This window comes from uncultured Granulicatella sp. (assembly GCF_963528315.1).
In the GTDB taxonomy this organism is placed as follows: Bacteria; Bacillota; Bacilli; order Lactobacillales; family Aerococcaceae; genus Granulicatella.
Genome location: NZ_CAURVV010000042.1, coordinates 1 through 13868 on the forward strand (window position 1 = coordinate 1; position 13868 = coordinate 13868).

At 34.2% G+C, this 13868-nt stretch carries 12 protein-coding genes; 10 read left to right on the forward strand and 2 right to left on the reverse strand.

All coding sequences use genetic code 11. The features are described from left to right. Positions 1–323 precede the first annotated feature (323 nt). A complete protein-coding gene (locus tag RYK07_RS07460; protein WP_314853217.1) occupies positions 324–1484 on the forward strand; it encodes a glycerate kinase in 1161 nt (386 codons plus the stop codon). A gap of 1 nt (position 1485) precedes the next feature. Continuing rightward, on the forward strand, positions 1486–2742 hold the full coding sequence (locus RYK07_RS07465; RefSeq protein ID WP_314853218.1) for a GntP family permease: 1257 nt from the start codon (positions 1486–1488) through the stop codon (positions 2740–2742). A gap of 52 nt (positions 2743–2794) precedes the next feature. On the opposite strand, the gene manA is transcribed toward RYK07_RS07465, so the two are convergent. Together manA and RYK07_RS07475 are read right to left on the reverse strand one after the other, a co-directional pair. Then, positions 2795–3745, reverse strand: coding sequence for a mannose-6-phosphate isomerase, class I (gene manA / locus RYK07_RS07470; protein WP_314853219.1), 951 nt, complete (start codon positions 3743–3745; stop codon positions 2795–2797). A 13-nt stretch (positions 3746–3758) separates the two neighbouring features. Further along, entirely contained in the window at positions 3759–4484 is a 726-nt protein-coding gene (locus RYK07_RS07475) for a GntR family transcriptional regulator (RefSeq protein WP_314853220.1), read from the reverse strand. 159 nt (positions 4485–4643) lie between these two features. Between RYK07_RS07475 and RYK07_RS07480 the strand changes: the two genes are divergently transcribed. The 8 genes from RYK07_RS07480 to RYK07_RS07515 form a co-directional block, all read left to right on the forward strand. Continuing rightward, positions 4644–6059 carry a glycoside hydrolase family 1 protein gene (locus RYK07_RS07480; protein ID WP_314853222.1) on the forward strand — a complete coding sequence of 472 codons (1416 nt, stop codon included), beginning with the start codon at positions 4644–4646 and terminating at the stop codon, positions 6057–6059. A 13-nt stretch (positions 6060–6072) separates the two neighbouring features. Next, positions 6073–7371 (forward strand): PTS sugar transporter subunit IIC, encoded by a 1299-nt coding sequence (locus RYK07_RS07485; RefSeq protein WP_314257904.1) that lies wholly within the window; start codon positions 6073–6075, stop codon positions 7369–7371. A gap of 8 nt (positions 7372–7379) precedes the next feature. Beyond that, positions 7380–7682 (forward strand): PTS sugar transporter subunit IIB, encoded by a 303-nt coding sequence (locus tag RYK07_RS07490; RefSeq protein WP_314679537.1) that lies wholly within the window; start codon positions 7380–7382, stop codon positions 7680–7682. A gap of 1 nt (position 7683) precedes the next feature. Then, positions 7684–7992: a PTS lactose/cellobiose transporter subunit IIA gene (locus RYK07_RS07495; RefSeq protein ID WP_314853224.1), complete on the forward strand. Its 309-nt coding sequence runs from the start codon at positions 7684–7686 to the stop codon at positions 7990–7992. A gap of 138 nt (positions 7993–8130) precedes the next feature. Then, positions 8131–9513, forward strand: coding sequence for a bifunctional UDP-N-acetylglucosamine diphosphorylase/glucosamine-1-phosphate N-acetyltransferase GlmU (gene glmU, locus RYK07_RS07500; RefSeq protein ID WP_314853225.1), 1383 nt, complete (start codon positions 8131–8133; stop codon positions 9511–9513). A gap of 89 nt (positions 9514–9602) precedes the next feature. After that, positions 9603–10583, forward strand: a complete 981-nt coding sequence (locus RYK07_RS07505) for a ribose-phosphate diphosphokinase (protein ID WP_314853230.1) — start codon at positions 9603–9605, stop codon at positions 10581–10583. 69 nt (positions 10584–10652) lie between these two features. Next, complete coding sequence (locus RYK07_RS07510) at positions 10653–11864, forward strand: chloride channel protein (protein ID WP_314853227.1); 1212 nt, start codon at positions 10653–10655, stop codon at positions 11862–11864. Between the two features lie 763 nt (positions 11865–12627). After that, on the forward strand, positions 12628–13868 hold a 1241-nt coding region (locus RYK07_RS07515), incomplete at its 3' end, for a solute carrier family 23 protein (RefSeq protein WP_314853228.1).

Consider the following 13868-nt stretch of genomic DNA (forward strand, 5'->3'; position numbering starts at 1 on the left):
AAAAAACACCCCAAAAGTTAGATTTTTTATGTCTAACTTTTGGGGTGCAGTACATATTGGGTGGTTTTTTTGTTCTTGAAATTGTTAGAACTTAGTGATATCATACGAGTGTGATAAGTTTTTTACTTTTCCTTTCAAGTTTATTTTCTTATCACTATCTACAACGTAGATTTTTTTTAGCATTTCTAGACGACTTCGGTCGTCTTTTTTTGTTTTTATAAAGAAATTCAGGAGAAATTTTAAGAAATTTTCTAAAAGTACTATGAAAATATGTAAGCGTTTGCTATAATAGTGTATCAATCTATGAAAAGGGAGGCTTTGACATGAAAGTCGTTGTTGCCATTGACTCGTTCAAAGGAAGTTTATCGTCTATGGAAGCTGGTCAAGCGATAGCAGAAGGCGTAAAACGTGTTTATCAAAATGCAGAGGTTGTGGTTCGTCCATTAGCAGATGGTGGAGAAGGAACCGTTGAAGCATTAGTCGAAGGAATGGGAGGAATCTTTGTTACAAAAGAAGTAACAGGTCCATTAGGAGAAAAAGTAGACGCAGTCTACGGAGTGATTGAATCTGAGGAAGATTCGAGTAAAACAGCCATTATTGAAATGTCTGCTGCAGCAGGAATTACATTAGTTCCAGAAAAAAGTCGTAACCCAATGAATACGACTACTTATGGAGTTGGTGAATTAATTCTAGATGCAATTGAAAGAGGATGTCGACATTTTATTGTTGGAATTGGCGGAAGTGCTACTAATGATGGTGGAGTTGGGATGCTTCAAGCGTTAGGATATGATTTCCTAACACGAGAAGGAAAGGCGATCTCTTACGGCGGGGATGGACTCAGAGAATTAGCAAGTATTGAAGACGTCAATGTACATCCAAAATTAAAAGAATGTACCTTCAAAGTAGCTTGTGATGTAACGAATCCACTATGTGGCGAAAATGGCTCCAGTGCTATTTTTGGACCACAAAAAGGCGCAACTCCTGAAATGGTTCAAGAATTGGATCAATTATTACTACACTATGCTGAATTGTCTAAGGAAATGAATGCGAATGCGGATCGATTTTATCCAGGAACTGGAGCAGCTGGTGGTATGGGATTTGCCTTTTTAACATATACGAATGCCGCATTAGAGTCTGGAATTCAAATTGTATTAACGGAAACGAAATTAGAAGAATTAATAAAAACTGCTGATTTTGTTGTAACCGGTGAGGGAAGACTGGATGGGCAAACGGCATTAGGAAAAGCTCCAATAGGAGTAGCATCCTTAGCTAAAAAGCATCAAAAGAAAGTGCTAGCTTTTGCTGGAGCAGTTACACCAGATGCAAAAGAATGCAATCAACATGGAATTGATGCATTTTTCCCAATTTTAAGAGGAATTGTAACACTTAAAGAAGCGATGGATAAAGAGAACGCTCATCGAAATATGGTTGATACAGTAGAACAAGTTTTTAGAGTTGTAGAAATGATGAAAGAAGGAAAATAAAATGGTTAGTCAAATTAGTACATTAGGAGCTTTAGTTGGATTGATTCTTGCAATTATACTGATTATTAAAAAAGTTCATCCAGCTTATAGTTTAATTTTAGGAGCTTTAGTTGGAGGCGTGATTGGCGGAGCAGGATTAGCTGGTTCCGTTAGCGCAATGGTAACAGGAGCACAAGGAATGATGTCTCCTGTATTAAGAATTATGACTTCAGGAATTTTAGCAGGAGCTTTAATTAAAACAGGTTCTGCTGAAACGATTGCCGAAACAATTGTAAAGAAGTTAGGGGAGAAAAGAGCTGTTGCAGCAATTGCGATTGCTACAATGATTATTTGTGCAGTGGGAGTATTTATTGATATTGCGGTTATTACAGTAGCACCGATTGCCATTGCGATTGCAAAAAAAGCAGATTTATCAAAAGCAGGTATTTTACTAGCGATGATTGGTGGAGGAAAAGCAGGAAATATTATTTCTCCAAATCCAAATACAATTGCGGCTTCAGAAGCGTTTCAATTAGATTTAACAGCATTAATGGCTAAAAATATTATTCCAGCATTAGTGGCATTAGTTGTTAGTATTTTATTAGCAGGATTTCTAGCAAAGAAAGTCGATCATGCTTTTGACAATATGGAAGAAGAAGCAGAACATCATACTTCTGTACCATTTTTCCAAGCGATTCTTGGGCCAGTTGTAGTAATTGCGTTATTAGCTTTACGTTCATTAGTCGGAGTAAGCGTAGATCCTTTGATTGCATTACCAATTGGTGGTTTAGTCACGATTTTAGTAACAGGTCATTCAAAACATACTGTAGAATATACTGAATTTGGATTGAGCAAAGTAATCGGTGTATCGATTTTATTAATTGGTACAGGAACGATTGCGGGAATTATTAAAGCTTCTTCTCTACAAGTGGATATGATTCATGTGTTGGAAGCTTTGAATATGCCATCCTTTGTTTTAGCACCATTATCAGGTATTTTAATGGGAGCAGCTACAGCTTCTACAACAGCTGGTTCAACGATTGCTTCTCAAACATTTGCAGCTCCTTTAGTTTCTTCAGGAGTTCCTGCAGTGGCAGCAGCGGCAATGATTCATGCTGGGGCAACAGTGTTGGATTCTCTTCCTCATGGCTCGTTCTTCCACGCTACAGGTGGTTCAGTCTTTATGAGTATTGAAGATCGTATGAAATTAATTCCTTACGAAGCATTGGTAGGTTTGACAAGTACCATTATTGCAGTGATTTTGTATTTGTTAGGGTAAATTAAAAAAAGAGTGAAATCGATGTAAGTTGATTTCACTCTTTTGTTTTGTCTTATTCTTCTGAACGAGAAACGATTAATGTTAGATTTCCTTTTACAGTTACATCATGAATCGGTGTTGGTAAAATAAAGGAATCTGCTTTTTTAAGAGCGAATGATTCGCCATTTACTTCTACTATTCCTTCACCTTCAATAACAGTTGCTAAGTAGTAGTTGTCATCTAGTGTTGTAGAGTAAGTACCATTAATTTCCCATTTCCAAACTGAAAAATAGTGATTAGTAATAAAATGAGTAATCGTTGCGTCTCCAGTTTTTTCAACGGTTTGTTTAAAACTTGGTAATTGATGTGGAATTGTAGTGACATCAATCGTTTGTGGAATATGTAATGGACGAGGATTTCCTGCATCATCTTTTCGGTCATAATCATAGACACGGTAAGTAGTGTCAGAGTTTTGCTGTGTTTCTAAAATGACAATCCCTTTCCCGATAGCGTGAATGGTTCCACTTGGAACATTGAAGAAATCTCCTGCTTTAACAGGAACTTCGGTAAATAATTCATTCCATTTTTCTTCTTGAATTAATGTAACAAATTCTTCTTTTGTTTGTGCGGTATGTCCGTAAATAATTTTAGCACCCGGTTCAGCAGAAATAACATACCAACATTCGTTTTTTCCTAATTCGTGTTCATGTTCTAATCCATAAGCATCATCTGGGTGTACTTGGATAGATAAGTCATCACTTGCATCTAAAATTTTAATTAATAGAGGGAATGTTGGCAATGTTTGTTGATGAAATAATTCCGCATGCTTTTCATATAGTTCTGCTAATGTCATCCCTTGAAATTCAGCAGGAGAAATAACAGTGGATTGTCCATTTGGATGAGCGCTAATCGACCAAGATTCCCCGACTTTATCACTTGGCAATGTTAAGTTAAATTCTGTTTGTAATTTTTTACCACCCCAAATTTTTTCTTGTAGGACTGGTTTTAAAAAGATAGGTTGCATGTTGAGGGCTCCTTTATGATTTTTTTAATCCATATGAACTAAATTCAAATAAATCGTATCTATGTCTTGAGATAGAATACTCAAATGGTGTTCCATTGTCTAAATAGGCGATTTGTTCTACTTCAAAAATAGGTTCAGTAGGAGATAAGTGTAAATATTTTTGATCTGTTTCCGTACTAATGGACGCTCGTAAAATTTTCATAGCACTTGCGATACGTAGCTTTAAAGTACCTTCGATATAAGAATAAATAGAATGGTGAAGAATTTCTTCAGTAATACCACTTATCAAATCAGTACTCATATAAGTTTGTTCTAAAACGTATGGCTTATCATCAATAATTCTTAATCGAAATATATTGTATATAGGAGAAGATACAGAAATCTGTAATTTTTCAGCGATGCTTTTTGTAGCAAATTCTAATTTAAAATGAATAATTTCTGAATGCACTTGTGCATGTGATTGTTTAGAAATTTTTGTTAAACCTTGAATATCTCTTTCAGGGACAATAATTTTATGTTTTTGTTCAACTTGAGGCATGATAAAAGTGCCCTGCCCACGTTTGCGATAAATTAAACCTTCATCCACTAACATGTCTAAAGCTTTTTTTACGGTCATACGACTACAATGAAATTTTTTTGTTAATGAAATTTCATCAGGCAATTGCGTACTAGAGGGAGTATTTTGATGCAATATCTCTTCACGTAGTTGTTGATATATTTTTAAATATTTTGTACTCATGTTCATTTTCCTTCATTCTTAATAAGAAAATTATAACAAACAGATACACAACAATCAACAAACAAAAGAATTTGACTATAACTTTTACAAAATATGTCTAGACAAATAAAAATAAAGTGATATACTAATAGTGTAAATATTTAAGGAAGGAGGATAAATATGGATAAAAATATTGTATTTCCAGAAAAATTTTGGTGGGGAGCAGCTACAAGTGGACCTCAAACTGAAGGTAGTACAGATAAAATTCATGAAAATGTAATGGATTATTGGTATAGAAAATCGCCAGAAGTATTTTTTAATCAAGTTGGTCCAGATGTAGCGAGTGACTTTTATCATTACTACCAAGAAGATTTTGAGAGAATGGCGCAAATAGGATTTAATTCTTTTAGAACTTCCATTCAATGGAGCCGATTAATCAAAGATTTTGAAACTGGAGAAGCAGATGAAAGAGCAGTAGAGTTTTATCGTAATGTGATTCAAGAAGCTAAGAAGCACGGGATTACTTTAGTGCTTAACTTACACCACTTTGATATGCCAATTGATTTGTTGAAAAAATATGGTGGCTGGGAAAGTAAGCATGTCGTCGATTTGTTTGTAAAATTTGCTCGAACTTGTTTTGAACGATTTGGAGATATAGTAGAGTATTGGACTACTTTTAATGAACCGATGGTAATCCCAGAAGCAGGATATTTATACGCATTTCATTATCCTAATAAAAAATATTATGGAAAAGAAGCAGTGCAAATTATTTATAATTTAAATTTAGCTAGTGCGAAAGTGATTCAATTATATCGTAGTTTAAATTTAAAGGGGAAAATTGGTATTATTTTAAATTTAACGCCTGCTTATCCAAAAAGCTCATCAAAAGAGGATGTTGCTGCAGGTCATTTTGCGGATGACTTTTTCAATCGTTCATTTTTAGAACCAGCTGTAAATGGAGTGTTTCCAGAAAGATTAATGCAAACATTAGAACAGGATGGAGTACTTTGGGAACATACAGAAGATGAACTCAATATTTTAAAAGAGAATACAGTTGATTTTCTAGGAGTGAATTACTATCATCCAAAAAGAGTTCAAGCTCCTGAATTTTCTGAGAGCTTTGATGGTAAATGGATGCCGGATAAATACTTCTCAGATTATGAATGGAAAGAACGGAGAGTAAATCCTTATCGAGGATGGGAAATTTATCCTAAAGCCATCTATGATATTGCTAAAAATATTCAAGATAATTACCACAATATTCCATGGTTTATTAGTGAAAATGGAATGGGTGTTGAAGGTGAAGAGCGGTTTATTGATGAACAAGGAATGATTCAAGATGACTATCGTATTGAGTTCTATGAAGAACATTTATTGTGGTTGCATAAAGCGATAGAAGAAGGAAGCAACTGTTTTGGCTATCATACTTGGACAGCTTTTGATTGTTGGTCTTGGAATAATGCCTATAAAAATCGTTATGGTTTTATTTCTGTAGATTTAACAACACAAAAAAGAACAATCAAAAAATCGGGTTATTGGTATAAAGAAGTAAGTAATAAAAATGGATTTAAAATTGATTTAAATAAATATTTGTAATGGAGGAATAAACATGGAAAATTCAAAATTTGTGGATAAATTTGTAGTGTTTGCTGGGAAACTAGGAAACCAAATTCATCTAAAAACATTAAGAGATGCATTTGCAACAGTAATGCCACTATACATCCTAGCAGGGTTAGTCGTATTACTAAATAATACAGTATTCAAATGGATTATTTCAGATCCAGCTACATTATCAAATGTTCAATATTGGGGAATAACTGTAGCAAATGGAACATTGAATATTTCAAGTCTTTTAATTGCAGTAATGGTTGGTTATTATTTAGCGCAAAACCGTGATTATGAAAATCCTTTAGCAGCAGCTATGATTTCAGCAGTTTCATTAATTGCAATGATGCCAAATGCCGTTCAAGTTGTAGCAAACGGAGCAAAAGATCCTGTTTCAGTATCTGGAGTATTGACATTCTCTAACTTAGGTACAGGAGCAATGTTCGCTGGGGTTATTGTTGCTTTATTAGCTTCAGAATTATTTATAAAAATTACACGTGTTAAAGCATTGAAAATTCATTTAGGAGACAATGTTCCACCTGCAGTTGAAAAATCATTTAACGTTTTAGTACCAGTTATTTTAGTAGTTTCAGTATTTGGTTTAGTATCAACATTATTATTCAATATTTGGGGAACTAACTTAATTACATTAATTACTACATTTATTCAAGAACCATTACGTCACGTAAGTACAGGTCTATGGGGAGCAATCATCCTTTACTCATTAGGAAATATGTTATGGTTATTTGGGGTCCACCAAGCAGTTATTTATAGTTCAATTTTAGAACCATTATTAATTATCAACATTCTTGAAAATACAGCAGCTTATAACGCTGGAGAAGCAATTCCACATATTATTAATGTTTCACAAGTTCAAACATATGCATTAATGGGTGGTAGTGGTTCAACAATTTGTTTATTAATTGCTACATTCTTAGTAAGTAAAAATGCTGCAAGTAGAAACGTTGCAAAATTAGCATTTGCTCCAGGACTATTTAATATTAATGAACCAGTATTATTTGGTTATCCAATTGTTTATAACGTATCTATGGCAATTCCATTTATCGGAGTTCCAGCTTTAGGAATTTTAATTAGCTATGTTGCAACAAGTCTTGGATTAATGAGTCCAAGTGTGGTACAAGTTCCATGGACAACACCAATTTTTGCTAGCTCATTCTTATCAACTGGTGGTGACTGGAGAGCAGTAGTTGTTCAAGCGATTATCTTAGTTTTAGGAGTTTTAATTTATATTCCATTTATTAAAATTCATGATCGTGTTATGGAAAATCAATACGAAGGTTAGTGATAAATATGAAAAATATATTATTAGTTTGTAATGCAGGAATGTCTACAAGTATGTTAGTGAAAAAGATGCAATTAAGTGCTGAAGAACGTTCCATTGAAGCACATATTGAAGCAAAATCATTAACAGAAGCTAAGAAAAATTTACAAGAGGTGGATGTTATTTTAATCGGTCCTCAAATTAGATATGAACTTGAAAATGTAAAATCATTGGCAGGCGATGTTCCAGTTGCTGCAATTGATATGAGAGATTATGGCATGATGAATGGACCAAAAGTTTTAGATCAAGCATTAGCATTAGTGGAGGGTTAATATGTCTGAAGATATGGAATTAGTATGTTTTCAGTTAATTGCGAATAGTGGTGCAGCAAAATCTTCTTATATCGAAGCTGTGGAATTAGCGAAAAAAGGAGATTTTAAAGGAGCTGATGAAAAAGTAACTGAAGCAGAAGAATGTTTTGTTCAAGCTCATAAAATCCATGCAGATTTAATTCAAAAAGAAGCTGCCGGAGAAAAAACAGAACTTTCTCTACTTTTTATTCATGCTGAAGATCAAATGGCTATGACTGAAATGGTTCAATTGTTTTCAAAAGAATTAATTCAGTTATATAAAGAACGTTAAAATAGTAAAGGTTCGAATGATAGAAAACATCGTTCGAACCTTTTTCTATAAATTCGCCAATATTCAAGACACTTTCTTGCAAAAAACATCATAGTTTACTATTATAAAGAAGTAAAAATAGAACTTGCGAGGGATAATATGAATCAAAAATACGGAATTATTTTAGCAGCTGGAAAAGGCACACGAATGAAATCTGAACTTTATAAAGTCATGCATCCAGTTTGTGGCAAACCAATGGTAGAGCATGTCGTAGATCAAGTAGAACGTGCGGGAGCCGAAACGATTGTAGCGATTGTTGGACATGGCGCAGAAATGGTACAACAACAATTAGGAGAACGTGTTTCTTATGCTTTACAAGCAGAACAATTAGGAACAGGTCATGCTGTTTTACAAGCAGAAGCGTTGTTGAAAGATAAAGAAGGAACAACTTTAGTTGTTTGTGGTGATACACCGCTATTAACAGCAGAAACATTTGAACAATTAATGAAAGTTCATGAAGATACAAAAGCAAAAGCGACTATTTTAACAGCTTGGGTAGAAGATCCAAGTGGATATGGACATGTAGTTCGTGAGGAAGATGGAACAGTTCTAAAAAATGTAGAACACAAAGATGCTACTCCAGAAGAAGCAGCCATTCAAGAAATTAATACAGGAACTTATTGCTTTGATAATCAATCCTTATTCAGTGCATTAAGTGAAGTGGGCAATGATAATGCTCAAGGAGAATATTATTTACCAGATGTATTAGAAATTTTGAAAAAACGTGGAGAAATTATTTCTGCTTATCAAATGCCAAATGTTGATGAAGGAATGGGCGTTAATGACCGAGTTGCTTTATCAAAAGCAGAAAAAGCAATGCGCCAACGTATTAATGAACAACATATGAGAAATGGTGTCACATTAATTGACCCTGAACAAACGTATATTGACTCAGAAGTAGTGATTGGTTCAGATACAGTTATTGAACCAGGAGTTTATTTAAAAGGAGATACAATGATTGGTCAACACTGCCATATCACTTCAGGTAGTGTGATTCGTGATTCTGTATTAGAAGATTATGTAACAGTGACAAGTTCAAATATTGAAGAGTCATTAATGAAAGCTTATAGTAATGCTGGTCCATTTGCACATCTTCGTCCAAAATCTGTTATCGGAAATTCTGTTCATATTGGAAATTTCGTAGAAGTGAAAAATGCAACATTAGGAAAAGGTACAAAAGTTGGTCACTTAACCTATGTTGGCGATGCTGATTTAGGAAGAGATATTAATGTTGGTTGTGGAACAATCTTCGTAAACTATGACGGTAAAAATAAACATAGAGCCACTGTAGGTGACCGTGTGTTTGTGGGATGCAATGCGAATTTAGTAGCACCTGTTACAATTGGAGATGATGTCTTTATTGCAGCTGGTTCTACGATTACAAGAGATGTTCCAAATGGAGCGTTAGCCATTGCTCGTTCTCGTCAAGAAAATAAAGAAAACTATGCTGAAAAATTACCTTCAGCTCAAAAAAATTCATAGAAATATACATTTAGTTCTTTAAAAACGAATCAAAAACGTTTATTATTATAGTAGTGAAAAAACAAAAATAAAATTCTTCGGGGGTTATCATTGTGGAACATTATTCCGATCCAAATTTAAAGATTTTTGCACTAAGCTCAAATCGTCCATTAGCTCAAAAAATTGCAGATCAAGTCGGGGTAGAATTAGGAAAAGTATCCGTTACTCATTTTAGTGATGGAGAGATTAAAATTAACATTGATGAAAGTATTCGTGGAGACCATGTTTATATTGTTCAATCAACATCGTATCCAGTAAATGATAACTTAATGGAGTTATTAATTATGATTGATGCATTACGTCGTGCAAGTGCGAAAACAATTAACGTTGTATTACCGTACTATGGATATGCACGTCAAGATCGTAAAGCTCAATCACGTGAACCAATTACAGCAAAATTAGTAGCAAATATGATTACACAAGCAGGTGCAGACCGTGTGTTAACATTAGACTTACATGCTGCTCAAATTCAAGGATTCTTTGATATTCCAGTGGATCACTTATTAGGAGCTCCATTATTAGCCAATTATTTCTTAGAAAATAATTTCAAAGATAAAGACATCGTCGTTGTTTCACCGGACCATGGTGGGGTAACTCGTGCACGTAAATTAGCAGAATTCTTACATGCTCCAATTGCGATTATTGACAAACGTCGTCCAAAAGCAAATGTAGCTGAAGTGATGAATATTATTGGAGATGTAAAAGGGAAAGTTGCCGTATTAATCGACGATATGATTGATACAGCTGGAACCATTACACTAGCAGCTCAAGCTATTCAAGATGCAGGTGCATTAGAAGTTTATGCTTGTTGTACTCACCCTGTATTATCAGGTCCAGCATTAGATCGTTTAAATGCTTCTGTGATTAAAGAAGTTGTAGTAACTGACTCAATTCAAGTTCCTGAAGAAAAAACAGGTGGAAAAATTGTACAAGTTAGTGTAGATCAATTAATGGCTGAAGCAATCAAACGTATTCATGAAAACCGTTCAGTAAGTCCATTATTTATTGAAAAGTTCACAATTATAGATTAAAAAGTTGAAGGTTAAATAGGAGGCTGGAGAGATTTCTCCAGTCTTTTTTATTCTCAAGGAGGTTATTTAGTGAATTCGTGTACAATTAAGGAAAAAGTTTTACTAGGAGTCGTTAGTATCATTGTCGGAGTGATTACTGGTGTTTTAACGTCATTTTTTGGGCAAGTATTATTAAAAGTATCCGAATTACGGGTAGAATATTTTGCGTATTTGATTCCGTTTTTAGCAGTAGTAGGATTTTTATTTCATACAGTTTATTTAAAATATGGGAAAAATGCGGTTGAAGGAATGAATATTGTCTTTCGAATTGGACAAGGAGAGGACAATCGCATTTCAAAATGGTTAATTCCCTTTATGATGATTGGAACATGGCTAGCGCATTTATTTGGAGCAAGTGTGGGTCGTGAAGGAGTTGCGGTTCAATTAGGAGCAACGGTTGCGAATCAATTTCAACAATGGTTTTCTTCTAAGAGAAATCGTCAAATTTTATTAATGATTGGGATGGCGAGTGGTTTTGCTGGATTATTTGGAACTCCTCTAGCAGCAACTTTCTTTGCGATTGAAGTGATGATTGTAGGTCAATTACAAATTGATGCCTTATTTTATGCATTGTTGTCCAGTTTTATTTCAATGAATGTAGCTCAAAGTTTAGGATTAGAGAAATTTATGGTGGGCATTCCTGTAGAAGTTCAGTTCGATGAAACTTTGTTCAAGTTGGTAGTGCTGGGGATTGCTTTTGGATTAACAGGAAGACTATTTAGTGTAAGTTTAGCGTATTTGAAAAAATATTGGAGTAGTAAAATTCCAAGTCCAACTCTAAGAATATTTTTATTAGGAATTGTTGTTAGTATTTTAATCGCAGCTTTTGGTAGTGGTCGTTATGCAGGATTAGGGACGAATTTAATTCATGCTAGTTTTTATAGTGAGACAATTTATGTACAAGATTGGATTTTAAAATTAGGATTAACAGTATTTTCTCTTAGTGCAGGATTTCTAGGAGGGGAAGTAACTCCACTCTTTTCAATTGGTTCTTCTTTAGGAATTGTGATGAGTTCTTGGATAGGAATTTCTCCAATGGTAGCAGCGGCATTAGGTTACGGAGCTGTATTTGGAAGTGCGACAAACACGTGGTTAGCCCCTATTTTTATTATAGGTGAAGTTTTCGGATATAGTATGATGCCATATGCAGCAATTGTATGTATTGTAGCATTTGTCGTAAATGGAAATTACAGCATTTATGGACAACAGAAAATTTTTGAATTAGAAAGTATAGAAAGATAAAAAACAGGGGCAAGTATTTTGTCCCTGTTGTTATATACACACTTTAAGTAGCAAAAAATTACTGATAACTTTCTTGATTTTAGAGCCAAGAGAAGCTCACTATATAACTTTCTCACTTAGGATTGAGATACACGTTTTTTCAGAATTATTTATTACATCGAAATTCTATCATAAATACACCTAAAACTATAAAAATACAGGAAATTACTGCGCTCATTACTAGTGATACATTCATATAATTTTTTAGAAAAGAAAATAAGGCTATTCCTAAAACGGTTATCAAGCTAGTCAATAATCTCTTTTTCATATATTCACCCTTTTTCATTTAAATTAATTAAGTCTAAAAATAGATATTAAATACTTGGAAATTAAAAAATATAAACATGATAGAGTTGTTTAGAAACTGCTTCCTGTTATGGTTGTAGTATAATACATTTTTATACAAATTACAATTAATATTAAAACTAAGAAACAGAGATATTTTTGGTGTAAAGGTACGTTAAAACTTTATATTTGACAGATTTTTAAAGAAACGAAAAAACTACTTGTTATTTTGTGAAAAGTCTAGTATACTTTCGCATAGCGAGGGCTTTTAAATTCATCCCGTGAGGTGAAAAAGGCGATCATAGTTCAAGTTTATATTTTCTAGGAGAATTTTCTTTGCATAGAGAACATTCTTCTATATGAAAGCAGCCCTTTTGCAAACAAAAATAAATAGGGTTGCTTTTTTGTATGCACAAAAAGGCCCGGAAAAGAGGGAATGATGGAGTTACAAACTTCAAAAGTCAATTTATTACTCGATGTGGACCAAAATCCACCTTTTGCCAAAGGATTGTTACTGAGCTTGCAACATGTGTTTGCGATGTTTGGGGCAACGATTTTAGTACCATTAATTTTAGGAATGCCTGTTTCTGTAGCATTATTTGCTTCAGGTTTAGGAACTCTGATTTACATGGTAGCTACTCAATTTAAAGTGCCAGTGTACTTAGGGTCTTCGTTTGCATTTATTTCAGCGATGGCATTTGCGATGAAGCAAATGAATGGCGATGTTTCAGCAGCTCAGTCAGGGGTTGTTCTTGTCGGTCTTGTTTATGTAGTAGTAGCATTAGCGGTTAAATTAATTGGAACAAAATGGATTGACCGTTTATTACCACCGATTGTTATTGGACCAATGATTATGGTAATTGGTTTAGGGTTAGCAAATTCAGCCGTTACGAATGCAGGATTTATTAAAGATGGTACCGTTCAACAAATAACAGTAGCGATTGTAACTTTCTTGATTACAGCATTTATTAATACAAAAGCTAAAGGATTTTTAAAAATTATTCCATTCTTATTCGGAATTATTGGAGGATATATTGTAGCTGTACTGTTTGGATTAGTAGATTTTACTCCAGTATTAGAAGCAGATTGGATTGCGATTCCTCAATTATATTTACCATTTTCAACAAATGGATTTTTCAAAGAATATCACTGGTATTTTGGTCCTGAAACTTGGGCAATTTTACCAGTAGCTGTTGTGACGATTGCAGAACATATTGGAGACCATACAGTTTTAAGTCAGATTTGTGGAAGACAATTTTTGAAAACACCGGGCTTACATCGTACATTAATTGGAGATGGTGTTGCGACTGCAGTTTCAGCGTTTATGGGTGGACCTGCGAACACAACTTATGGTGAGAATACAGGGGTTGTAGGGATGACAAGAATTGCGAGTGTTTCAGTGATTCGTAATGCAGCATTATTTGCGATTGGATTAAGTTTCCTTGGGAAATTCACAGCGTTAATTTCAACCATTCCGAATGCAGTGCTTGGGGGAATGTCTATTATGTTGTATGGGGTTATTGCAAGTAATGGTTTGAAAGTTTTAATTGAAAAGCAAGTAGATTTTAGAGAAGTGCGCAATTTGATTATTGCGAGTTCGATGCTAGTGTTAGGATTAGGTGGAGCAATTTTAGAATTAGGTCCTGTGACATTATCAGGTACAGCATTATGTGCATTAGC